This is a genomic window from Chitinimonas viridis (genome assembly GCF_030409555.1).
GTDB lineage: Bacteria > Pseudomonadota > Gammaproteobacteria > Burkholderiales > Chitinimonadaceae > Chitinimonas > Chitinimonas viridis.
Window position 1 is genome coordinate 84946 of the sequence record NZ_JAUFPU010000003.1, and the last position, 23324, is coordinate 108269.

At 59.5% G+C, this 23324-nt stretch carries 19 protein-coding genes; 13 read left to right on the forward strand and 6 right to left on the reverse strand.

The window, feature by feature from the left end; translation table 11 throughout:
* The first annotated feature begins 33 nt into the window (after positions 1–33).
* Positions 34–1674 carry a chaperonin GroEL gene (groL, locus tag QWZ03_RS03230; protein WP_290331418.1) on the forward strand — a complete coding sequence of 547 codons (1641 nt, stop codon included), beginning with the start codon at positions 34–36 and terminating at the stop codon, positions 1672–1674.
* Positions 1675–1794: 120 nt separating this feature from the next.
* On the opposite strand, the gene asd is transcribed toward groL, so the two are convergent.
* The gene (asd, locus tag QWZ03_RS03235; RefSeq protein WP_505538576.1) at positions 1795–2619 is read right to left on the reverse strand and encodes an archaetidylserine decarboxylase; all 825 of its coding nucleotides are present in this window, start codon (positions 2617–2619) and stop codon (positions 1795–1797) included.
* A 261-nt stretch (positions 2620–2880) separates the two neighbouring features.
* Here asd and pssA point away from each other — a divergent pair, with 261 nt between their 5' ends.
* Together pssA and QWZ03_RS03245 are read left to right on the forward strand one after the other, a co-directional pair.
* Entirely contained in the window at positions 2881–3624 is a 744-nt protein-coding gene (gene pssA / locus QWZ03_RS03240; protein WP_290331420.1) for a CDP-diacylglycerol--serine O-phosphatidyltransferase, read from the forward strand.
* 211 nt (positions 3625–3835) lie between these two features.
* Positions 3836–5368 carry a 2-isopropylmalate synthase gene (locus QWZ03_RS03245; RefSeq protein WP_290331421.1) on the forward strand — a complete coding sequence of 511 codons (1533 nt, stop codon included), beginning with the start codon at positions 3836–3838 and terminating at the stop codon, positions 5366–5368.
* A gap of 120 nt (positions 5369–5488) precedes the next feature.
* Here QWZ03_RS03245 and QWZ03_RS03250 read toward each other — a convergent pair whose 3' ends face one another.
* Positions 5489–7774, reverse strand: coding sequence for a beta strand repeat-containing protein (locus tag QWZ03_RS03250; protein WP_290331422.1), 2286 nt, complete (start codon positions 7772–7774; stop codon positions 5489–5491).
* Positions 7775–8178: 404 nt separating this feature from the next.
* On the opposite strand from QWZ03_RS03250, the gene QWZ03_RS03255 reads away from it, so the two are divergent.
* The 6 genes from QWZ03_RS03255 (at position 8179) to QWZ03_RS03280 (ending at position 16238) form a co-directional block, all read left to right on the forward strand.
* On the forward strand, positions 8179–8616 hold the full coding sequence (locus tag QWZ03_RS03255; RefSeq protein WP_290331423.1) for a type IV pilin protein: 438 nt from the start codon (positions 8179–8181) through the stop codon (positions 8614–8616).
* A gap of 9 nt (positions 8617–8625) precedes the next feature.
* On the forward strand, positions 8626–9258 hold the full coding sequence (locus QWZ03_RS03260) for a GspH/FimT family pseudopilin (RefSeq protein ID WP_290331424.1): 633 nt from the start codon (positions 8626–8628) through the stop codon (positions 9256–9258).
* A gap of 2 nt (positions 9259–9260) precedes the next feature.
* On the forward strand, positions 9261–9704 hold the full coding sequence (locus QWZ03_RS03265) for a PilV family protein (protein ID WP_290331425.1): 444 nt from the start codon (positions 9261–9263) through the stop codon (positions 9702–9704).
* Between the two features lie 22 nt (positions 9705–9726).
* Positions 9727–11001, forward strand: a complete 1275-nt coding sequence (locus QWZ03_RS03270; RefSeq protein ID WP_290331426.1) for a PilW family protein — start codon at positions 9727–9729, stop codon at positions 10999–11001.
* Positions 10998–11717, forward strand: coding sequence for a pilus assembly PilX family protein (locus QWZ03_RS03275; RefSeq protein WP_290331428.1), 720 nt, complete (start codon positions 10998–11000; stop codon positions 11715–11717). Before QWZ03_RS03270 ends, QWZ03_RS03275 begins: the two co-directional genes overlap by 4 nt.
* A gap of 69 nt (positions 11718–11786) precedes the next feature.
* A complete protein-coding gene (locus QWZ03_RS03280) occupies positions 11787–16238 on the forward strand; it encodes a pilus assembly protein (RefSeq protein WP_290331429.1) in 4452 nt (1483 codons plus the stop codon).
* A 224-nt stretch (positions 16239–16462) separates the two neighbouring features.
* Here QWZ03_RS03280 and QWZ03_RS03285 read toward each other — a convergent pair whose 3' ends face one another.
* From QWZ03_RS03285 to QWZ03_RS03300, 4 genes are all read right to left on the reverse strand, one after another.
* Positions 16463–17200 (reverse strand): hypothetical protein, encoded by a 738-nt coding sequence (locus QWZ03_RS03285; RefSeq protein ID WP_290331430.1) that lies wholly within the window; start codon positions 17198–17200, stop codon positions 16463–16465.
* Between the two features lie 301 nt (positions 17201–17501).
* Entirely contained in the window at positions 17502–18518 is a 1017-nt protein-coding gene (gene ilvC / locus QWZ03_RS03290) for a ketol-acid reductoisomerase (RefSeq protein ID WP_284197007.1), read from the reverse strand.
* 73 nt (positions 18519–18591) lie between these two features.
* Positions 18592–19083 carry an acetolactate synthase small subunit gene (ilvN, locus tag QWZ03_RS03295; protein ID WP_284197008.1) on the reverse strand — a complete coding sequence of 164 codons (492 nt, stop codon included), beginning with the start codon at positions 19081–19083 and terminating at the stop codon, positions 18592–18594.
* Positions 19084–19096: 13 nt separating this feature from the next.
* Complete coding sequence (locus tag QWZ03_RS03300; protein ID WP_284197009.1) at positions 19097–20857, reverse strand: acetolactate synthase 3 catalytic subunit; 1761 nt, start codon at positions 20855–20857, stop codon at positions 19097–19099.
* 532 nt (positions 20858–21389) lie between these two features.
* Here QWZ03_RS03300 and QWZ03_RS03305 point away from each other — a divergent pair.
* The 4 genes from QWZ03_RS03305 to QWZ03_RS03320 all read left to right on the forward strand — a co-directional run bounded on the left by QWZ03_RS03305 (position 21390) and on the right by QWZ03_RS03320 (position 23262).
* A complete protein-coding gene (locus QWZ03_RS03305) occupies positions 21390–21965 on the forward strand; it encodes an RNA polymerase sigma factor (protein ID WP_290331432.1) in 576 nt (191 codons plus the stop codon).
* The gene (locus tag QWZ03_RS03310; RefSeq protein ID WP_290331433.1) at positions 21962–22336 is read left to right on the forward strand and encodes a DUF3619 family protein; all 375 of its coding nucleotides are present in this window, start codon (positions 21962–21964) and stop codon (positions 22334–22336) included. Before QWZ03_RS03305 ends, QWZ03_RS03310 begins: the two co-directional genes overlap by 4 nt.
* Positions 22333–22692, forward strand: coding sequence for a DUF3106 domain-containing protein (locus QWZ03_RS03315; protein ID WP_290331435.1), 360 nt, complete (start codon positions 22333–22335; stop codon positions 22690–22692). Before QWZ03_RS03310 ends, QWZ03_RS03315 begins: the two co-directional genes overlap by 4 nt.
* A gap of 72 nt (positions 22693–22764) precedes the next feature.
* Complete coding sequence (locus tag QWZ03_RS03320) at positions 22765–23262, forward strand: RDD family protein (protein WP_290331436.1); 498 nt, start codon at positions 22765–22767, stop codon at positions 23260–23262.
* Positions 23263–23324: the final 62 nt, after the last annotated feature.

Sequence of the window (23324 nt, forward strand, 5' to 3'; positions counted from 1 at the left end):
CTAGTCCCCTTAACGAATTCGGAGAGCAAGATAATGGCTGCAAAAGAAGTGAAGTTCGGCGATAGCGCCCGTGCAAAAATGGTAATCGGCGTCAACATCCTGGCTGACGCTGTCAAGGTGACCCTGGGCCCCAAGGGCCGTAACGTGGTGCTGGAGCGCTCGTTCGGCGCCCCCACCATCACCAAGGACGGTGTGTCGGTGGCCAAGGAGATCGAACTGAAGGACAAGTTCGAGAACATGGGCGCCCAGATGGTCAAGGAAGTGGCTTCCAAGACCTCCGACATCGCTGGCGACGGCACCACCACCGCTACCGTGCTGGCCCAGGCCATCGTGCTGGAAGGCATGAAGTACGTGGCCGCCGGCATGAACCCGATGGATCTGAAGCGCGGTATCGACAAGGCTGTGACAGCCCTGGTCGGCGAGCTGAAGAATATCTCCAAGCCTTGCACCACCTCCAAGGAAATCGCCCAGGTCGGTTCGATCTCGGCCAACTCCGATTCCAGCATTGGTGACATCATCGCCAATGCCATGGACAAGGTCGGCAAGGAAGGCGTGATCACCGTTGAAGACGGCTCCAGCCTGGAAAACTCGCTGGACACCGTGGAAGGCATGCAGTTCGACCGCGGCTACCTGAGCCCGTACTTCATCAACAATCCCGAGAAGCAGATCGCTTCGCTGGACAACCCCTTTGTGCTGCTGTTCGACAAGAAGATCAGCAACATCCGCGACCTGCTGCCGGTGCTGGAGCAAGTGGCCAAGGCCGGCCGTCCGCTGCTGATCATTGCCGAAGATGTCGAAGGCGAAGCACTGGCTACCCTGGTGGTCAACAACATCCGTGGCATCCTGAAGACCGTTGCTGTGAAGGCTCCTGGCTTTGGCGATCGTCGCAAGGCCATGCTGGAAGATATCGCCATCCTGACCGGCGGCACCGTGATCGCTGAAGAAGTGGGCCTGACCCTGGAAAAGGCCTCGCTGGCCGACCTGGGCCAAGCCAAGCGCGTCGAGATCGGCAAGGAAAACACCACCATCATCGACGGCGTGGGCAAGGCCGAACTGATCCAGGCTCGCGTGGGCCAGATCAACAAGCAGATCGAAGAAGCCACCAGCGACTACGACCGCGAGAAGCTGCAAGAGCGCAAGGCCAAGCTGGCCGGTGGCGTGGCCGTGATCAAGGTCGGTGCTGCGACCGAAGTCGAAATGAAGGAAAAGAAGGCCCGTGTCGAAGACGCGCTGCACGCTACCCGCGCTGCCGTTGAAGAAGGCATTGTTCCTGGCGGCGGCGTAGCCCTGCTGCGTGCCCGTTCGGCCATCACCGAACTGCGCGGCATCAATGCCGATCAGGATGCCGGTATCAAGATCGTGCTGCGTGCCATCGAAGCCCCGCTGCGCCAGATCGTTGCCAACGCCGGCGACGAGCCCAGCGTGGTGGTTGCCAAGGTGTTGGAAGGCAAGGGTAACTTCGGTTACAACGCCGGTACCAGCGAGTACGGCGACATGGTTGAAATGGGCGTGCTGGATCCCACCAAGGTGACCCGTTCAGCCCTGCAACACGCGGCTTCCGTGGCCTCGCTGATGCTGACCACCGATTGCATGGTGGCTGAGCTGCCGAAGGAAGATGCCCCGATGGGTGGTGGCATGGGCGGCATGGGTGGCATGGGCGGTATGGACATGTAATCCCGCAGCGGCAGGCCTTGCTGGCAAGGCCGCCAAAGCAAAACCCCTGGGTATCTGCCCAGGGGTTTTTTATTGCTTGGCACCTGGGAAGTACGCTAGGTGCCGGGTATGGCTGTGCGCTTATTGCGGCCAGTCGGCCATCTTCTCGCCCAGCTGTACGCCCTTGGCAGGCGCCCAGTCTGGCGCGAAGGGCAGGGCGGGGCCTGGGAACAGCATGACTACGGTGGAGCCCAGCAGGAAGCGGCCCATCTCTTCGCCCTGTTTGAGCACGATCTGCTGGTCGCGGTAGTCCCACTCCTCGATGGCAGGACGACGGGGCGGATTGACCACCCCGTGCCAGACGGTGGCCATGCTGCCGACGATGGTGGCGCCAACCAGGGTCAGCACAAAGGGGCCCTTGGCTGATTCAAAAAGGCAGACCACCCGTTCGTTACGGGCGAATAGGCCGGGTACGCCGCGTGCGGTGGCCGGGTTGACCGAAAACAGCTCGCCCGGCACGTAGATCATGCGCAGCAAACGCCCGTCGCAAGGCATGTGGATGCGGTGGTAGTCGCGTGGGCTGAGGTAGATGGTGGCAAAGCTGCCGTTCTCGAATTGTGCTGCCAGCGCGGCATCGCCGCCCACCAGGGCGGTGGTGGAATACTGGTGACCTTTGGCCTGGAATATCTGGTCGCGCTCGATACGGCCAAACTGGCTGATGGCGCCATCCACCGGGCAGACCAGGTCGGCCTGGGCCAGCGGCCTGGCGCCCTCCTTGAGGGCGCGGGTAAAGAAATCGTTGAAGCTGTTGTAGCTGTCGAGATCGGGGTTGGCGGCTTCGGCCATATTGACCTTGTAGCGCGCCACAAAACGGCGCATCTCCCAGCGCATCCAGCGGCCGGCCGGGCGGCTGGCCAGGTGGCCGGCCAGGCGGTTCATAGCCAGTTTGGGCATGAGATACTGCATTAGAACAAACAGCCGATCAGACACAATCGATTCCGGGTTAGGGGAAAGCGGGAGATTCTAACGCATGCTTGCTTCGCCCGGCGGCAGAATACCGGGATTACCCAGGCTGGGTGACAGACGTGAAGTGATGATGTCCGGGCTACCTCCCAGCCTGATCGATAGGCCGCAAAGACAGGGGCTGGTGGCTCAGCTAGAATCGTGTCCCGAATCTGCGACAGGGCCGATGGCCCCAGTGCAGGCAGCCGAACGAGAAACCACACCATGCAACCGAGCGACAAGCGCCCCCTGAACCTGCGCCGCCAAAGCATCTACTTGCTGCCCAACAGCTTTACCCTGGCGGCCCTGTTCGCTGGCTTCTATGCCATCGTGCAGGCCATGAACCACCGCTTCGAGCCTGCTGCAGTGGCCATCTTTGTGGCCATGGTGCTGGATGGCATGGATGGCCGGGTGGCGCGCATGACCAATACCCAGAGTGCCTTCGGAGCGGAGTTCGATTCGCTGTCGGACATGGTGTCGTTTGGTGTGGCACCCGCGTTGGTGGCTTATGAGTGGATGCTGCGCGGCTTTGGCAAGCTGGGCTGGATAGTCGCTTTCATCTATTGTGCGGCCGCCGCCCTGCGCTTGGCACGCTTCAATACCCAGCTGGAGGTGGCCGACAAGCGCTTCTTCCAGGGCATGCCTTCGCCCACGGCCGCGGCCCTGGTAGCCGGTTTTGTCTGGATCTCGCTGGAGGCCGGCTGGGCTGGTGAGGCCATACGCTGGGGGGCGCTGGTCGTAACGGCCTTTGCCGGGCTGACCATGGTCAGCAATGTGCGCTATTACAGCTTCAAGGAGATCAACGTCCGCAAGACCGTGCCTTTTTTTGTGCTGTTGCCGATATTGTTCGTGCTGGTGGCCATTGCAGCTAACCCGCCTATCGCCTTGTTTGCCTTGTTTGTGGTCTATGCGCTGTCCGGCTATGTGCTGGCGTTGTGGAACCGGCTCAAGCCTGCGAACAAGGCTTGACGTTGACGCCGCAGGCTTTTACTCTGCAAGCATGACTTCGACCAACAGCCGCCCGTTTCTGCTACTACTAGCCGAGAACGACCTCTCCGGGCCGCTGTTACGTCTTGCGCGATAAACGCGCTTAGCCAGACCAGAACAACATCAATCTCAGCCGCCCGGCCCTTAGGCCCGGCGGCTTTTTTGTTATTACATCGTCACTGGAGACAGCATCATGAGCGAACGGCTCTACATATTCGATACCACCTTGCGCGACGGCGAGCAGAGTCCGGGCGCATCCATGACCCGTGACGAGAAGATACGCATTGCCCGCCAGCTGGAGAAGCTGGGAGTGGACATCATCGAAGCCGGTTTTGCTGCTGCCAGCCCAGGTGACGCCGAATCCATCCACGCCATCGCCGAGGCCATCAAGGAATCCACCATCTGCTCGCTGGCGCGGGCCAATGAGCGAGATATCCGTGCGGCGGGCGAGGCCATCAAGCCGGCTGCTCGTGGCCGTATCCACACCTTTATCGCCACCAGCCCCATCCATATGGAAAAAAAGCTGCGCATGCAGCCAGACCAGGTGGTGGAGGCCGCCGTGGCGGCCGTCAAGCTGGCGCGTCAATACACCGACGATGTGGAGTTCTCGGCCGAGGATGCCTTGCGCTCCGAGCCGGACTTCCTCTGCCGTATCTTTGATGCCGTGATACAAGCCGGAGCCCGCACCATCAATGTGCCCGATACTGTGGGCTATGCCGTGCCGCACCTGACCACCGAGTTCTTCCGCAAGCTGATCGAGGGTACACCCAATTCGGACCAGGTGATCTGGTCGGCGCACTGCCATAACGACCTCGGCATGGCGGTGGCCAACTCCCTGGCTGCGGTGATGGCCGGCGCTCGCCAGGTGGAATGCACCATCAATGGCCTGGGCGAGCGTGCCGGCAATGCTGCGCTGGAAGAGATCGTTATGGCGGTACGCACCCGCTGCGATGTGTTTGACCTGGAGACCCGCATCGATACCACCCAGATCGTACCGGCCTCCAAACTGATTTCCTCGATTACCGGCTATCCGGTGCAGCCGAACAAGGCGGTGGTCGGCGCTAATGCCTTTGCGCATGAATCCGGCATACACCAGGACGGCGTGCTCAAGCACCGCGAGACCTATGAAATCATGTCGGCCGAATCGGTGGGCTGGAGCCAGAACAAGCTGACTCTGGGCAAGCTCTCTGGCCGCAATGCCTTCCGTACTCGCTTGCAGGAGCTGGGCATACTGCCCGAAGGCGAGGAGGCCTTGAACGCCGCCTTTGCCCGCTTCAAGGAGCTGGCCGACAAGAAGCGCGAGATATTCGACGAGGACCTGCGTGCCCTGCTGGGCGATAGCGGCCCGGATGCGGCTGAGCGTTACCGGCTGATCTCGCTCAAGGTGGTGTCGGAAACCGGCGAGCAGCCCACGGCCAACCTGGTGATGGGCGCGCAGGGCGAGGAGCACAGGGTGGTGGCCCACGGGGCCGGCCCGGTTGATGCGGTGTTCAAGGCCATAGAGAGCGTGGCGCAGAGCGGTGCCGACCTGCTGCTGTACTCGGTCAATGCCGTCACGGCCGGTACAGACTCGCAGGCCGAGGTGACGGTACGCCTGTCGCTGGATGATATGGTGGTGAACGGCCAGGGAGCGGACATTGATGTGCTGGTGGCCTCGACCGAGGCCTATATCTCGGCCCTGAACCGGCTAACGACCGAGGCCGGGCGGGCGCATCCGCAGGCGTGATGCCTGACAGGCACGGTGTGTCAGGCCACAAAACAAAAGCCCGCACAAGTGCGGGCTTTTGTTTTGCTACTGCTTGCTGTACCCGCCGGCCTTGGGGCCTGGCGGGACCACTAACACTACTTAGTTAGGCGAGCTGCAGCTAACGCTGGTGCCATATGGGCTGCTGAAGCCAGGAGGCGAGATGGTCTCGTCATCATAGTCCCCGGCCAAGCCGCTGAGGCCAAAAATCGCCGAGGAAGATGCTTCACTACCCTGGACGGTTGCGCGTGCGGTCAGGGCAACCTGAACCCACCGCGCCTTGTCCTTGGTATATCCGACGCGGATCGTCGCACTGCCGGCGGCATTGGTAAGCACTTTGGCGGGCGAGGCTGCGGCAACAAAGCCAGGATCTAGCTCACCGTTACCATTAAAGTCTTCACCCGGTTCCAGTATGCCGTTGTTGGCGCCAACACCATTAAGCGCGTCAACAAAGGTGTCTTCGTTGGCACATGAAGTGGCTGGCAACAACTGGACACAGCTGAGGACTGGCGGGATCTGGCCGTTGCTACCAACCTGATAGCTACCCACTGGGCAGGCGGGGTCAGTAGTGGTGAATTGTTGCGTGCCACCTGTTGCTGCCCAAGTAGTACCCGTCCAATAGTGGGTGCCCTTGTAATACTTCACGGGAACCACTGAGAACGTGACCTCTGCATTGGCCACGGGATTGCCAGCCGCATCAGTGACAATGGCGGTGTAGGGCATGCCATACTCGGTCGCACTCACTACGTCGATGGTATTGCCAGTACCCAGGCGAACAAACAGTGCTTGGCCTGCGACAGTCAGGCGTGCTGTGGAGGTGACCGCTGTATCCTGTACGGTTGCGGTGATCACCACGCTATCCTTGGAGCTGGTGGTATTGCCCGCGGTGTAGGTGGTGCTCGTCTGTCCTGCACTGTCAGTCACGCCCTTGGCAACGCTGAGGGTACCACCTGTGGTGTCACTTAGCGTAAACGACACCGTCTTGTTTTTAACCAGGTTGTTCTTGGCATCACGAACGGTGGCGGTGATTGCTGTCTTGCCGCGCGGGGCGACGGTTGAGGACTCGACCTGCAGATTGAGCTTGTTCGGCGCAATCGAGACATATTCCACCAGATACTGCGACGACACCGAGCCGCTTTCGGCGGTAATCACGGCGGCGCCCGCCGTATCTGCCTGGGCAGTTACGTAGGCAGAGCCCGACGCGTCCGTGATAGCCGAGGCTGGGCTAATGGTGCCGCGGGTAGAGGTAAAGGTGACAGTTTTACCAACTTGGGGTACGCCTGCGTTCAGGTAGCGAGCTGTAATGACGACAGGGGTATCCAGATTGAACTCGGGCGAACTGCCGGCAGGGAAGTTGGTGCCAGCTTGGCCAGGGGCTGCGACAACCGTAAAGCTTTGGTTGCTGACGGCCATGGCTAGAGTGCCACGCTCATTCAAGGCCGATGCGGAAATGTTATCTGTGCCTGGGTTGACCGCGTTGTAACGGACGGTGGCTTGACCGGAAGAGTCAGTGGAGACCGAGGTAACATTGGCGCCATTGACACTGAAGGTGTTGCCGATGATGGAGCCCAGCGTCAGCGTCTGTCCAGCGATGGCACGACCTGCGCCATCCTGCAGGCGTATGGTCAGCTGAGTGTTGTTACCCACGACCAGGGAGTTAACACCGGCGATGGTAATTTTGGTGCCTGCCAAGCGTACTGTGCTGGTGGCAGTCAGCGAGCCAACCTTGGCGGTGACGGTGATATCACGCGTGGTCTTGTCATCGCCGCTGCTGAGTACAGCGCTGGCTCGGCCAGCCGCATCGGAAACGCCGTTGTTGGTTACAGTCAGCGCACCGGAGTTGGCAGAGAACACCACGGTTTGGCCGCTGACGGTGTTGTTGTTGGCGTCCTTGACCAATGCAGTGACATCAATCGTAGAAGAGCCATCTGCCAGCAGGTTGCCGCTGCTCACCAGCAGTTGCAGCGAAGCCACCGATACACCTACGGAGGTGTTGTTGTAGCTGAGGCTGGACTTGGTGCCACTGCTCGATGTGGCGGTGATGGCGGCCGAGCCGATGTTTGGGCCTGAGGACAGCGTGATGGTCGCCGTACCGGTGGAATCGGTGATCCACACGCCAGAAGCGGGGGACATGATGCCGAACAGCGCATCTGTAGTGAAGGTGATGGTCTGGCCTACCTTGGGAGCACCGGCACCATCCTTGAGTACTGCAGTAACGGTGGCTGGCTGACCTGCAGACAGTGAGCTGATGCTCATTGTCAGTGTCAGGGTTTCCTTCTTGGAGGCTTCGGAGTCACTGCCGCCAGGGCCGCCACAGGAGGCTAGGGCAATGGCCACCAGAACCAGGGCGAAGCGCCACAGTTCGTGCCATATACTGAATTTGCGCATAAATATTAATTCCTTTTCTGAGCTTGAGCGCGGAAGTTGTTCAGAGATAAGGCAAATTTAACTTGGGCCATCCGCATTCATATGGCATTTAACGCCAAGTTAATTGCAAAATCAATCTTGGCTGATTTAAAGCGTCAATATCGTGCAGAAGCGATGCACGGTACTTAAGCAACGCCTTATCGAGCGCTGCTGGTTTGCTGCGCTGCGCCGGGTAGGGGCGGTTGCCCGACATGATAATGACATTGACCCCCGACCGTAAGCCCCCTGAGAATGTCGGCCCCTGCTTGCACGTGGCATGCAGGCAGTGCCATTGATCCGTCCTATGATGACGCTGGTCGCATCAAGATGACATCGTCTTGGCGCCCGTCTGATAATCCAAACCAAGCTGAACTGGGGAGAGCATCGTGAACAAGACGCAACATGGATTTACCCTTATCGAAATCATGATTGTGGTGGCAATCATCGGGGTGCTGCTGGCTATTGCTGTCCCTAACTACCGGGAACATGTCGTGCGTTCGCACGCTACGGCGGCGCAAAGCCTGATTGCCGACCAGCGTGTCCGGCTGGAGCAGTCGTATCAGGATAGGCGCCGGTATGGTAATGCAGGGGTTTGCGATGTCGCCATGCCGACGGACAAGAACTTCACGCTGGCGTGTGACGCGCCGGGTAATCAGGCGCAGACCTATCTGCTGACCATTTCCTCCAAGGGAGCATCCGGTCTTGGCGTTAACGGCATGGTCTTCACCGTCACTGAGACCAATGTTCGCCGAACCACTGCGTTCCCCGGTGCGGCTGGCTTGCCCAAGAACTGCTGGATATCGACCAAAGCTGGGGTTTGCTAAGGCGCCGCCATGGATAACTTCCAATTTTCCAGTCTGCGTCGCGGCCACGGTTTCAGCCTGGTTGAGATGATGGTGGTAGTGCTTATCATCGGGGTGCTGATGGCCGTAGGTGTGCCCAGCTATCGTGCCTGGATCGAGAACAGTGGCGTGCGCGCACGTGCCGATGCCTTGATGGATGGTATGCGGCAGGCGCGTATGGAGGCGATCAAGAACAATGCCTCAGTGCGTTTTTCGCTGGCGAACGGCACCTCCTGCATACCGACCAACGGCGCACCGCATTGGGTGATCTGGCAAGACACGGCAGCTGTGCCAGCGGCGATTGCCGGGTGCAATGATGCGCGGATACTTGTCGCCTCGGGCTCCGACAAAGTGGGTGCTAATGCGGTCATTACCCATCGGCTTGTCAATGTTGCGCGCGTGCCAACTGGCGACATCCCTAACACCATACAGTTCTCTGCGCTGGGGCGGGTTGTAGACAATATCCAAGGGGGCTGGTGGGTAGATATTGATTTGCCAGCAACTGTGTTGCCATTGGAGAAGTCGCGTAACTTGCGCATTACCGTTAGCCAAGGTGGGGAGTTGCGCATGTGCGACCCAGATGCCGAGAATCTTTTTCCTCTCAATGACCCACGTAGGTGCTGAACGTGAAACCCTCTAACCACCCTAATTTCTCATCGCGCACGTTACGTGGACAGGCAGGTGTGATGCTGCTTGAGGCGCTGGTGGCGCTGGTGATTTTTTCCCTGGGCTTGTTGGGTTTGGTGGCGTTGCAGGCTCGTGCCATCACGATGGATCTCGACTCACGCCATCGTGGTGAGGCGGCAACAATGGCCAACCAGTTGCTGGCCAATATGTGGGCTGCCAATCCAGCTACGGTGAAAACCACCTATGCGACAGGCACGACCGCTTTTAATACCTGGGCGAACGAAGTGGCGGGGGTGTTGCCTGGTGCTGCCACATATCCGCCCACCATTGCTTGGTCGGCGCCAACAGCGGGTCGCCAAAACCGGGTGACGGTAACGGTGAGCTGGAAATTACCGTCGTCTGATGTGAGAACCTACACCACCACTGCTGAAGTGGTGCAGTAAAACCATAACAAGGCAGGATGCCGTGATTACCACGCCCGATTTTCCCCGCCGCCATATGCAGTCAGGCATCAGCCTGGTTGAAATCATGGTTGGCATGGTTGTCGCCCTTATCACTACGGTTGCCATCATGGAAACCTACCGTGGTTATGAAGGGCAACGCCGTACAACAGGTGCCAGCAGCGAATCGCAGACCAGCGGGCAGTTTGCCCAGTACCAACTGGACAGAGACTTGCGCATGGCGGGCTATGGCCTGACCAATGTGCGTGCAGGGGTGGGCTGCAATTTTGGTGCGGCCTATGCGGCAAGCCTGGGGCCTACCGGTATTTTTCCTGTGCCGCCAGCTGCCCCTGCTGGTCTAAACGCGCCAGTGATACTACCGGTGTTGATTGCTGATGGCGGGGCTGCTGCGGATGGCATACGCGTCATGCGTGCCACGGGTGGAAATGCCATTCCCTTCAACGGCGTGGTACCGCCATTGGCTCCGACTACCTTCAATGTGACCGCGGCGCGGTCCAATGTGGCTTTCATGGTGAATCGTGGCGACCTGGCCTTGCAGATCAACACCATCGCTGGCACTTGCCAGCTTGGTCAGGTGACCAATGATCCCGATAACAATAATCTGACACAGATTGCCTTTACGCCGGGTGGCGCCACTTGTTCACGCAATGCCTGCCCCAGCAGCACCTTCAATCAGCTAACCGCGTTGGTGGGGGCTACCGAACTCGCCCATCTGGGCACCTTGTCGGTACAGAGTTATACCGTACGCAACAACGCCATGAATGCAACTAACGGCGTGCTTGGCGCCAGCTATGATGGCGTCGGAGCTCTGCGCGCGACCGCACCCGCGATCGCAACCATGGCAGGTCAGGCGGAGGTCTTGCGCCTGGCAGATCAGGTTATCGACCTGCAGGCACAGTATGGGGTTGATACCGTACCAGCCGATGTGGTCACCGATATCAGCAATTGGGTTGAGCCGACGGGCGTCTACGCGGCTGCGGCATTGACCCCCATACAGGCCAGAATGATACGTGGCGTACGCTTCGCTATCGTGTCCCGTAACAATTTGCGGGAGCGGCCTACTGATGGTGTGAATTGCGATGCCACGCCACCGGCAGTGCAAGCGGCCTCGGTACGGGCCATTACCTTTCCCAATGGTCCCGCCATTAATGTGGATATGGCTCGTGGCAGCCTACCGACCGATGGCCCTAATGAATGGCGCTGCTACCGCTACCAGGTGTTCACCGGAGTTGTGCCTCTTCGTAACATGATCTGGAATACGCGAGGCATCGAGCCATGATCCCTATGTACTCTTATTCGGCCGGGCCAGTGCCAGGCATGGCGCGGCAACGCGGTGTGGTGCTGTTAATCTCCCTGATTGCCCTGGTGGCGTTGACACTAGCCGGTTTGGCCATCGTCCGGCAGGTTGATACGGCTACGCTGGTGACCGGTAATCTGACTTTCCGGCAGTCCAGCATCAATACGGCAGATCTGGCCGTCGAGCATATGGCAGATATCAGCAGCAGTGGTGGGTTTGGCATACTGAATACGGTAGAGACCCGTTATCACAACAACTACGGCGGCTGGTATCGCTCAACCTTGTTTACCGAGGAAAACCCAACCTCACCATGTGTCGCCACTGATTTGAATTGCATCAAGACCTCGGGCATACCCAACGCGCTGCGCGCTGCCGGCAAGTGTAAAAGTAGCAGCGATGCAGCGGCCTCAGCTTTGCGTGCGGTATGGGATGAGGCGTCTGGCAACTGTGCCGTAATGGTACTAGAGCGGATGTGCCGGAATACCGGGCAGGCTAGCGCCAATCATTGTGTGTTGTTCAACCAGGCCCAGGTGGGGGGCAAGTGGACCCAAGGGCAGACTGGTGACGGTACCAACAGTTCCGACATAGTCCCGCCGCAGAACGGTGTGGGCATGCGTCTGAGTGTCCGAGTGGACGGTCCGCGCGGTACTACCTCTTATCTGCAGACCATACTGATCTACCCCTTGCCAGATACCTGATCCCTGCTCGGTAAGTTGCCGCCGGATCCAGTAATTACATCTCCACGTGATAGTGAGAGGAAACTAGTCATGTCAGACTCCAAGTCATTTGCCACCAAGACCCTAGTGGCCATGTTGGCCCTGTGCCAGGTCGTCAGCGTAGAGGCAGTGGTGCCGCCGCTGGGGAATACCCCGCTCAACCAGACCAGTCTGGTCGAACCCAATTTGATGTTTGTTTACGATACATCGGGCAGTATGGCTTGGAGCCATGTGCCAGATCATGGCTCTAGCTTGAACGGCGATAGCTTGGCGAACGCCAATGTTGTTCCGGCTACGGTGGGCTACAAGAACGCACTGTGCAACTCGCTGGCGTTTAATCCCGCACTGACCTACGACCCACCAACCAGGGCGGATGGCACGTTGTTCCCGAATAGTACTTGGACAAGTGCTTATTACGATGGATTACGTACCAGCAAGGCTAGCGCCACTAATACGCCCTCCATGCCCTTTAGCGGTTATGGCGCTACGATTGATCTTTCAAGCGAATATTTTGCCTGGGACTTGGAAGAGGCTGCGCTTAGTTTAACGCCCTTCCGTCGAGGTAATAATAACGCGGGATCTGCTATCAATTCTGTGGGAAACGGTGCTTCACTAAATGTGGTCAGGAAGGCTGCTGCTGGGGACCCCAGCCCTAAGGTCGTGGTTTCTGGTGCTGGCCCGAATTATGTCGTTAGGGTCTATCCCGGTAGTGTTTCGGCGACGCATAATTATCAACTCAATGATTTGGTTGCGCTATTGCAACCTGCTTCGATAGCAGGCATATATCGGGTAACAAATGTCGTCAATCTGGCAGCTGCTACCAGCTACTTTGAGTTCAGTCTGCAAACTACTGCTGCCCTCCCTACGGTTGCTTCAGGCACCAACTGGCATTTTCGGGAGCCTGAGACCAATGGGAATAATCTTGGGGATAGCCAGCTGTATGTATTTGGTACGGGCAGCCCCTACACTGCCTATTTGGTAACCAATGGTATACAGGCGCGTATGTTGGATGGCTACCGCGTCATAGATATCGACACACAGGGCGGATATGCCAACTACAATGGGACCTACAATCTGCTGGATGTAAATTCCGTTGATGGCAACAACGGTTTTGCTAAGTTTCAGGTCACTACCAACTACTTGCCTGGTACTGCGGGCACGCAGGATGACGATATAGGCCGTTTCTATCAGGCAACAGAATTACCCTCCGCGGCACATTACTATGCTTATACGGGTACGGATCCTGCGCCGACAGATCATACGGATGTAAAGTGCAAGGAAGCACCAACTGTTTCGATAGTGGATAGCAAGAAAGTATTGGGTAACTCCACCAATTTTACAAAGGTGTTGATACCGCTACCGACTGTAGACCCGATAGACACCTTGTACAAGACCGATGGCGGTGCGCCTATCACGATGACCAAGGCGGAGCTCAATCGGCGGTTTGCCAACTGGTTTACTTATTATCGCCGCCGCAGCATGACCATGAAGTCGGCTGTCAGTACGGCATTTGGTTCGATCGATGGCGATTATCGGGTCGGCTTTATGACTATTCATGCCCAGCCCAGCCATATCACTACCGCTGGTGGTTCGTCTTTCCGCCCTGTGGGCAAGTTTGTTGGTACCACAACAGGTACGGTGCGCGGGAATTGGTATTCCACGTTGTTTGCGGCACCCGAAAGTGGCAGTACACCATTGCGTGAGGCTTTGGCCGGCGTGGGGCGCTATTACGGCAACAAATATAGCGCTACTGTCGCAGACCCCATGTACAGCAACCTCAATGGCGGGGCATGCCAACGTAACTACACCATCCTTTCCACTGATGGTATGTGGAACTCCAACACCCCCAACCCGCTGAATTGTTCGAACTGCGCAGTGGGGTTAACGGCAACGCCAAGTAATGATTCCAATACTGTGCTGGATGCCGACAGTGCCACAGGGCCGGCAACCTTTGCTCCCTTCCGGTTGCGCAGCGACGGCGCATTCGATGGCAAGAACTCCTCCGGCACCTTGGCTGACGTAGCATTGCATTACTATGGTCAGGATATCCGCCCCGATCTGCCCAATAATTACGGAACGGCCAACCCCGCCAACTTCCAGAACATGGTGTCTCATACCATAGGCTTGGGTTTGTCCGGCAGGCTGAAGTTCATTGAGGACTATAAAACCTCGGTGGATCCAGCTTCAGACTTCAACCGTATCAAAACCGGTGTGGCAACGTGTAGCGCGGCGGGGGGGGGCACGGGCGCCTCGGTATGTGACTGGCCCGATGCCAACACCGGCAACCCGAATGGCACCTACCCCGAACGGGTCGATGACCTGTGGCATGCGGCGGTCAACGGACGTGGCACTTTCTTCTCAGCCAAGGACCCTGGTTCGCTGGCGCGCGGCTTGATCAAGGCGCTGACCGATATCAAGGCTGATGTGTTCAAGGCGGTGGCACCGAGTACCGCCAGCCCGGTGCTGTCGGATGATGACAACGTGGCCTATGTGGCGTCCTACCGCAATGGTAGCTGGTCCGGCCGGCTTGAGGCCAAGCTGATCAATCCTGAGACAGGCGAGTACCTGCCCGGAGCTCCGATCTGGCGTGCACATCAGAAGCTGGATGCCGCGGTACTCTCTGGTGGTGGCACTGGTTGGGATACACAGCGGCGTATTGCCGTGGGTACCGGCAGCGGCACCGCCGTGCCATTCCGTTGGGCCAGCCTACCGGCAGGGCATCGGACCGTACTTGAGGACGGTAAGACGGCGGCGTATGGCGAAAGCCTGCTGAACTATCTGCGCGGGGACAAGAGCAATGAGGGTGAGTCGGGTAACAAGTTGTTCCGCGCTCGTGGCGACGATACGGTCGGTGACACCACCATTGGTATTCTGGGGGACATCATCAACTCGCGCCCCGTGGTGTTGAGCAAGGCGACTTCACGCTACAGTCAGGATTACCACGAGGGCTACGATGCCTTTGTTACTTCGGTCAAGAATCGCCCGCCAGTTGTGTATGTCAACAGCAACGATGGCATGCTGCATGCATTTGACGCCACCTCGGCCGGTATTGGTGGTGCGAAGGTAGCCACGGCGACTTCGGGCAAGGAGCTGTGGGCCTATATTCCCAGCATGCTGCTGCGCACCGGTGCCGATGCGCTGGATGAGGATGGCCGCAAGAATGGCCTGCAGAGCTATGCCTATTCGGAGGCTGCCAACCCGCCGTTCCGCAAGCATTTCCTGAGTGATGCAACGCCGACAATATTCGACGCCGATCTGGGCCATACCGGTGGTACCAAGGGGGCGGTGAATTGGCGCAGTCTGCTTATCAGCGGCCTGAACAAGGGTGGCAAGGGGTACTTTGCCCTTGATGTGACCAACGGTGCTGCTGCTACCGAAGTCGATGTCGCTAACAAGCTGCTGTGGGAGTTCAAGGGTGATGCGGATATGGGCTATAGCTTCGGCTCAGTTACCGTATCCTGGATCAAGGATCATGGCTGGGTGGTGATTGTGCCATCCGGTTACAACAACAGCACCGGTAATGGCGCGATCTGGATACTGAATGCCAAGACAGGTGCGGTAGTAAAGAAATTCACCATATCCTCGGCCGGCTGCGGTACTAACAGTTGCTTCCAGTTGCCTGGCCTCAGTGCCTCCAATCCGTTGAACTTGGGCAGTTTGGCGACTTTTGTCACCAGTCGTGATGAAGAACGCTTGTGGTCCATTTATGCTGCGGATATGCAGGGCAATGTCTGGCGCATGGATGTCTCTGACGCCAATATGAATAACTGGAAGATCGTGAAGTTGGCCGAGTTGGATCGTGGCCTGGCACCTAAGGGGGTTTACGACAATACTCGTCAGCCGGTGACGGTGAACCCAGCTATTGCCTGGGACTCTGCTGCAGACGCACGCTGGATCTTTATTGGTACAGGGCTGGACCAGAGCAAGGCTGACCGTGATGGCACCTTTGCCCAGGCTAATCAGGTGCAGACCATGTACGCCATCCGTGACGGTAAGGCATTGGCCCCACTGACGGGTAGCGAGCTGCCGGTGAAGCGTGATGTGATGGTGCCCGTGAACCGTGCCACTGTCGATGAAGTGAATTTGGAATCGCACAAGCGTGGCTGGTATATGGATCTGGCGCCCTCCGAACAGGTGCTTGGTATAGACCGTTTGGCCGAACGGGTGGTGCTACAGCCCTCTGCGGCACTGGGCCAAGTGATTTTTGCATCTACTATCCCGACTAAGGATCTCTGCTCCCCTGGTAATGTGGCTCGGGTGTATGCACGTTCTTATCTGGCAGGCAAGGAAGGCCGTTCTTTCCTGAAGATAGGTACGGGCAATGTTGCCTATAAGGAGTTGACTACCGGTGCGGCCGCTAGTCCGCGACTGATACAGCTCAAGGGTGGCAAGATCGTGCTGCAGAGTGCTGACGTAAAGGGTGAGCTGACCAATGTTGGTCTTGAGAACGCAGATGTGACATTGCAGACCAAGGCTAGTTGGCGTGAGCTGATACCGGATTGATCCACGGTATAGGTTCGCAAGGTAGCAGGGGCACCTAAGGGTGCCCCTTTTTCATGTGCTGAGTTGGGATGACGAGTATGACTATCGTAGCGCGCCACACCAGAGAAGGGGCTCGCTATCGCGGAGGCATTTGTATGCGCGGGGCTGGGCTGCTGTAGTGGGATGGCTTATTGCGGCAGCAACTGGCAAGCCGGTGCGCCGTTAAAATCTGCGGCGGCTATGGTTCAGACGAACTGCCCGCAGGACAGCGATTCGCCGGGTTGGCAGATGCAGCCGGCCTGGATGAACATGCAGCTGTTGAAGATCAGGCTGATGGTGTCCAGCACTGTGTGGGACGCGGTGTGGACGAATTTCTCGGGGTGGTCCAGTTCTGTCAGGCCACGGCTCCAGGCGGTGTAGCCGCTGCCATCCTGCTGGTAGTGCACGCCAAAGAAGAGTGGATAGGGCACGGCCTCTGGGGGCATGCCGTCCTGGGTGTTGACGTAATCGGTGAATTCCTGGAGGTCTTGCTTGCCCACCAGCATGCCGGCGTGGTCCAGCCAGACAGCTTCGATATCGATTGCCTGGCGCAGGCCCAGCAGGGTACGGGCCAGTTCCAGCAGGGCGGTTTGCTTGCCATAGCTGGCCAGCGTCCTATAGGTGAAGGGCACCTCGTAGGCGGCGCGCTGGAAGTCGGCATAGGCGGCTTGATGGTTGATCAAAAAGGTCGAGTCGTAATCGAGCGCCATTGCCGCCATGGCCGGATAGTGGTCTGGATGGTTGTTCAGGTCTAACGCGACGATGGGTTCCAGCAGGATGGCGTTCTCGCCACGGAAGGCGGCCAACAGCATCTCTGGCGCATCCATGGGTTCGCAGCCATAGCCTTCTTGCGCCCAGGCGGCGGCCAGTTCGGGATAGCGGATGGTTGGCAGCTCACGGAAGAGCAGTGAGCCGCTGTATTCGATGGTGTGCTGTGTGCTCATGGTGCGGTTGGTGTGGTGTTGGCGTGGCGAGAGGATATAGATCGCCACCACAGACGTAAGCGCAATAAGAGCCGCTAACAAAACCCTTCTGGCGTTGTTGTGCAAACTTGCCGTACCTACGTACTGTCAGCTGCGCGCGCCATCGTTTGCACGCCTAGCCAGAACCGCTGCGCTGGGTTTTGTTAGCAGCGCTAAGTGCCGGGTTGCATGGCTTGGGCGCGGGGCCCAGGCCATGCAAAAGGCCGGCAAAGCCGGCCTTGGGTGTGGCGCATGGGGCGAATGCTGCGCCCCATGGTGGTGCTTAGTTCTTGCTCTGGTCGACCAGCTTGTTGGCCTTGATCCACGGCATCATGTCGCGCAGTTGCTCGCCCACGACTTCGATGGGGTGGGCGGCGTTGAGGCGGCGGCGGGCGGTCATCTCGGGGTAGTTGGTCTTGCCTTCGAGGATGAAGCGCTTGGCGTATTCGCCGGTCTGGATGCGCTTGAGGGCGTTGCGCATGGCGGCGCGCGACTGCTCGTTGATTACCTCGGTGCCGGTGACGTACTCACCGTATTCGGCATTGTTGGAGATCGAGTAGTTCATGTTGGCGATGCCGCCTTCGTACATCAGGTCGACGATAAGCTTGAGTTCGTGCAGGCACTCGAAGTAGGCCATTTCCGGGGCGTAGCCGGCTTCGGTGAGGGTTTCGAAACCCATCTTCACCAGTTCGACCGCGCCACCGCAGAGTACGGCCTGCTCGCCGAACAGGTCGGTCTCGGTTTCTTCGCGGAAGTTGGTCTCGATCACGCCGCCCTTGGTGCCGCCATTGGCTGCGGCATAGGACAGGGCCACATCACGGGCGCGGCCGCTGGTGTCTTGGTACACGGCGATCAGCGAGGGCACGCCACCGCCGCGCTTGTATTCGGAGCGCACGGTGTGGCCTGGGCCCTTGGGGGCGACCATGATGACGTCCAGGTCGGCGCGCGGCACGATCTGGTTGTAGTGGATATTGAAGCCATGGGCGAAGGCCAGCGAGGCGCCTTGCTTGATGTTGGGTTCGATATCGCGCTTGTAGACTTCAGGCTGGCTCTCGTCCGGCAGCAGTATCATGACCACGTCGGCGCCCTTCACTGCCTCGGCGACTTCCTTGACCGACAGGCCGGCATTCTCGGCCTTGCTCCACGAGGCACCGCCCTTGCGCAGGCCGATGGTCACGTTCACGCCGCTGTCCTTCAGGTTCAGCGCGTGGGCGTGGCCTTGCGAGCCGTAGCCCACGATGGTGACTTGCTTGCCCTTGATCAGGGAGAGGTCGGCGTCTTTGTCGTAGAAAACCTTCATTGGGGTAACTCCTTGTTGGGTGTGAGTGGTGTCGGGGCGGCGGGTGTCTGCCCGCGCGTGGTGCCCCGCACGATCAAATTTTCAGTATGCGTTCGCCACGGCCTATGCCTGAGGCACCGGTCCGTACGGTTTCGAGGATGAGGGTGCGGTCCACCGCCTCGATAAAGGCGTCCAGCTTGGAACTCTCACCGGTCAGCTCGATGGTGTAGGTCTTTTCGGTGACGTCGAGGATGCGGCCACGGAAGATGTCGGCCATCCGTTTCATCTCTTCGCGGTCCTTGCCGGTGGAGCGGACCTTGATCAGCATCAGCTCGCGTTCGACATGGTCCGACTCGTTCAGGTCGATGACCTTGACCACCTCGATCAGCTTGTTGAGCTGCTTGGTGATCTGCTCGATGACGTCATCGGAGCCGCTGGTGACGATGGTCATCCGCGACAGGGTGGCATCTTCGGTGGTGGATACCGTGAGCGAATCGATGTTGTAGCCACGGGCCGAGAACAGGCCCACTACCCGGCTCAGGGCACCGGCTTCGTTTTCCAGAAGGATGGAAAGAATGTGTCGCATGGGTCTCTCCTCCTTAGCTCAGGTTGCCGTAGTCGCGCTCTTTTGCGACGGTGCCTTGTTGCAGGTGGCGCATATGCGGCGGCAGATCCATCTGGCTCAGGCCGCGGTTGTTCTGCACCATGGGGAAGACGTTCTCGGTCTGGTCGGTGATGAAGTCCATGAACACCAGTCGCTCCTTCAGCTTCATGGCCTCGCGCAGGGCGGGTTCCACATCGGCTGGGCGCTCGATCTTCATGCCGACGTGGCCATAGGCCTCGGCCAGCTTCACGAAATCGGGTAGCGCATCCATATAGGATTCGGAATAGCGGTTGCCGTAGAAGAACTCCTGCCACTGCCGCACCATGCCCAGATAGCGGTTGTTCAGGTTAATCACCTTTACCGGGGTGTGGTACTGCTTGCAGGTGGAGAGCTCCTGGATGTTCATCTGGATGGAGGCTTCACCGGTAATGCAGGCCACGGTGGCATCGGGATTGGCCAGCTGCACGCCCATGGCGGCAGGCAGGCCAAAGCCCATGGTGCCCAGGCCGCCGGAGTTGATCCAGCGGCGTGGCTTGTTGAACTTGTAGTACTGCGCCGCCCACATCTGGTGCTGGCCCACATCAGAGGTGACGAAGGCATCGCCGCCGGTGATCTCGTAGAGGGTCTGCACCACGAACTGCGGCTTGATGATGTCGCTGTTGGCGTCGAACTTGAGGCAGTTGTGGCTGCGCCACTCTTCCAGCTGCTTCCACCAGTTGGCCAGGTGCTCGGCATTGGGGCGGGCGCCGGTCTGCCGCAGCAGCGCCAGCATCTCGTCCAGCACATCGCGCACATTGCCGACGATGGGGATGTCCACCTTTACGCGCTTGGCGATGGAGGAGGGGTCGATGTCGATATGGACGATCTTCTTGGGCGAGCTGAGGAAGTGCGAGGGCACCGAGATGACGCGATCGTCAAAGCGGGCGCCGATGGCGATCAGCACGTCGCAGTGCTGCATGGCCATATTGGCTTCGTACAGGCCGTGCATGCCCAGCATGCCCAGGTTTTGCGGATCGGAGCCGGAGAAAGCGCCCAGGGCCATCAAGGTGTTGGTGGCGGGCACGCCCAGCATCTTGACCAGTTCGGTAACCTGGTTGGAGGCATTGGACAGCACGGCACCGCCGCCGATGTAGATCAGGGGCCGCTTGGCGTCGCTCAGGAGATTGACGGCCTTCTTGATCTGGCCAGGGTGACCCTTGGCTGGCGGGTTGTAGGACCGCAGGCTGACCGATTGCGGGTAGTGAAACTCCGCGCGGGCCAGGGTGATGTCCTTGGGGATATCAACCACGACAGGACCGGGGCGGCCGGTGGTGGCGATATGGAAAGCCTTCTTCATGGCGCTGGCGATGTCGCGTACATCCTTGACCAGGATGTTGTGCTTCACGCAGGGTCGGGTGATGCCGACCATGTCGACTTCCTGGAAGGCGTCGAGACCTATGGCGGGCGTGGGCACCTGGCCCGAGATCACCACCATGGGGATGGAATCGAGGTAGGCGGTGGCAATGCCGGTAATGGCATTGGTGGCACCGGGGCCGGAGGTGACCAGCGCTACCCCGACCTTGTGCGAGGAGCGTGAGTAGCCATCGGCGGCGTGCACGGCACCTTGCTCGTGGCGCACCAGCACGTGCTTGAATTTGTCTTGCTTGAAGATTGCGTCGTAGATTTCGAGGACAGCGCCACCCGGGTAGCCGAAGACGAATTCAACGCCTTCTTCCTGCAAACAACGGATGACGATTTCCGCACCGGATATTTCCATGATGTCTTCCTTGGTAAAGGGGACACTAAAACAGACCGAGGCGACGTGTGGCAGACAGCCCTACCCGGAGACTGGCCCGCACTGCTGTGCAGGTGGGTACGCGCACCCGACGCCTTGGAAAAGACGCCAGACCAACGCACCGTTACCGGGGCGACTGCGAATCGGCATCTGCCGACTCAAGCCAACTTGCAACGACAACCAAGATCTGCAACCAATGCAGCAAAAAAGCCGATAAAGCTTTTGTATATCACGGGCACGTAATGGCTACGCACCAGAACCAACCGGGTTGTCACCGCGCGCTGGCTTGTGGCTGGCGGGTGACCATCGAGACTTGCTGCCGATGTGGTGCCGGCAAGCGAGTTGCAAGCGGCACCGTCCGTGGCGGAGAGGATGGGTGTGACCATAGCCGACCTGACCGGGGCAGGTCAAGTGCCGCAATGCAACATGGGCGATGCTAAACCGCTGTTTGCAAAACGACTTCCGCGCACGTCACTGCTATCATCGCGCCCCCGTCTCTTGTTTGCCCTGCGCTGTGCCCACTCCGTCCTCCCTTGCCGATTTCCTTGCTGCAGCCGAACACCGCGCCTTTCGGCAGGCCATGTTTGCCGTGCAGAACGAGGATGCGGCGCTGGATCTGGTGCAGGATGCCATGCTCAAGCTGGTGGAGCGCTATGCCGGCCAGCCGGCCGAAGAATGGCCCTTGCTGTTTCAACGGATATTGCAGAACGCAATACGGGACTATTATCGTCGTAGCAAGGTGCGCAACCTGTGGGTGGGCCTGCTGTCTGCCCTGCACCTACGCCAGGGCGAAGACGACGATAGCGAGCCGGACCCGCTGGACACGCTGGCGGTGGAGCCTGGCTGCGAGGCCTTGCAGCAGCCCGATGTGCAATGGGGGCGACGCCAGATGCTGGCCTTGTTGGAGGACGGTCTGGCACATTTGCCCTTGCGTCAACGGCAGGCCTTCCTGCTGCGTTATCTGGAGGAGATGGACGTGGCCGACACGGCGGCGGCCATGGGCTGCTCGGAAGGCAGCGTCAAGACGCATTGCTCGCGGGCATGCCACAGCCTGGCAGACTGGCTGCGAGAGAGAGGGGTGGAGCCATGAGCAAGTCGCAGTGGGAGGAAGACACCTTCGGCAAAGCCGCTGCCAGCCAACTGGCTGCGCAGCCGCTGTCGCTACGGCAACAGCACAGGCTGGCCCAGGCTCGGCAGGTGGCACTGGCTCGGCAGCAGTCTGGCTCACGGGGCTGGTGCTTGGGCATGGTGCGCTGGCAGGGGCTGCACCCGGTGGCTAGCCGGCGTGCGAGCCAGGCGGCCTGGCTGGCGTTGTGCCTGGGCGTGGGCCTGTTCTGGTGGCAGCAAGGCAATGCCGGTTTAATCGACGACGATATCGATGCCCAGCTGCTGGCCGATGAGGTGCCCATGGAAGTGTGGCTGTCCGATTCGGTGGAGCACCTGGCAAGGGAGGCCTCGTGAGGCGCCTGGGATTGTCGTTGCTGCTGTTCTGCGCCGCCACGGCCGTGGCGGCAGCACCTCCGGCGGATTGGGCGGCCCTGGCGCCGGCCCAGCAGGCGGTGCTGGCGCCGCTGGCAGCAGAGTGGGGTAGCTATAGCGCCGGCCAGCGGCAGCATCTGCTGGCCCTGGCCGAGCAATATCCCCACCATAGCGCGGCCGAGCGCAGCCGCATCGACGCCCGCATACGCCATTGGGCCAGCCTGAGCCCAGCCGAACGCAACCGGGCGCGCGACAACTACAAGAAGGTGCAGCGCCTGCCCTCGCCCCAGCGCGAGCAGGTCAAGGAAAAGCTCAAGCAGGTGCAGGCGGCCAACTGATCCGGGCAGCCGCTTGTCTTATCCGGGCTTGCGCCGTATCTTGGCGGGCTTGTCTTGCATGCAGGTTGCACCATGTTGGTAGAACATCCTCTTGCCCCCCGGTGGCGGCGTCTTGTCTCCCTTTGCTATGAGAGCCTGCTGCTGCTGGCCGTGATTCTGGTCGCCGGCATGCTGTTCCAGTTGCTGTTCAGCCGGCTGGCGGGTACCCCGGCCCAGTTCGCCTTTCTGATTTTGGTGCTGTACGGCTACTTTGCCTGGTGCTGGCGCCGCTCGGGCCAGACACTGGCCATGAAGACCTGGCGGTTGCAGTTGCGCAACCGCGCCAACCAGCTACCCAGTCTGTGGCAGGTCAGCCTGCGGTTTGCCCTGTGCCTGCTGGTCTACGCACCGCTGATACCGCTGTGGGCCTATACCAAGCATGTGCCGGACATGAAATGGCTGCTATGGCTGGGTCTGGTCTGGATGGCGCTGCCCTGGCTGTGGGCGCTGATAGATCGCGAGCAGCAATGCCTGCACGACAGGCTGGCTGGCATCCGGGTGGTGTTGCTGCCCATACACCGTGCTGATTAGGTGTCGCTGGCAAAACCGCTGGCCTTACAGGGTAACGCCGCCAGGGCGCAGCCTTGCCACCG

Bases quoted from the DNA above. Each gene is read 5' to 3' on its own strand.
- groL (WP_290331418.1), top strand. From the start codon at position 34: ATGGCTGCAAAAGAAGTGAAGTTCGGCGATAGCGCCCGTGCAAAAATG.
- asd (WP_505538576.1), bottom strand. From the start codon at position 2,619: ATGCAGTATCTCATGCCCAAACTGGCTATGAACCGCCTGGCCGGCCAC.
- pssA (WP_290331420.1), top strand. From the start codon at position 2,881: ATGCAACCGAGCGACAAGCGCCCCCTGAACCTGCGCCGCCAAAGCATC.
- QWZ03_RS03245 (WP_290331421.1), top strand. From the start codon at position 3,836: ATGAGCGAACGGCTCTACATATTCGATACCACCTTGCGCGACGGCGAG.
- QWZ03_RS03250 (WP_290331422.1), bottom strand. From the start codon at position 7,774: ATGCGCAAATTCAGTATATGGCACGAACTGTGGCGCTTCGCCCTGGTT.
- QWZ03_RS03260 (WP_290331424.1), top strand. From the start codon at position 8,626: ATGGATAACTTCCAATTTTCCAGTCTGCGTCGCGGCCACGGTTTCAGC.
- QWZ03_RS03275 (WP_290331428.1), top strand. From the start codon at position 10,998: ATGATCCCTATGTACTCTTATTCGGCCGGGCCAGTGCCAGGCATGGCG.
- QWZ03_RS03280 (WP_290331429.1), top strand. From the start codon at position 11,787: ATGTCAGACTCCAAGTCATTTGCCACCAAGACCCTAGTGGCCATGTTG.
- QWZ03_RS03285 (WP_290331430.1), bottom strand. From the start codon at position 17,200: ATGAGCACACAGCACACCATCGAATACAGCGGCTCACTGCTCTTCCGT.
- ilvC (WP_284197007.1), bottom strand. From the start codon at position 18,518: ATGAAGGTTTTCTACGACAAAGACGCCGACCTCTCCCTGATCAAGGGC.
- ilvN (WP_284197008.1), bottom strand. From the start codon at position 19,083: ATGCGACACATTCTTTCCATCCTTCTGGAAAACGAAGCCGGTGCCCTG.
- QWZ03_RS03300 (WP_284197009.1), bottom strand. From the start codon at position 20,857: ATGGAAATATCCGGTGCGGAAATCGTCATCCGTTGTTTGCAGGAAGAA.
- QWZ03_RS03310 (WP_290331433.1), top strand. From the start codon at position 21,962: ATGAGCAAGTCGCAGTGGGAGGAAGACACCTTCGGCAAAGCCGCTGCC.
- QWZ03_RS03320 (WP_290331436.1), top strand. From the start codon at position 22,765: ATGTTGGTAGAACATCCTCTTGCCCCCCGGTGGCGGCGTCTTGTCTCC.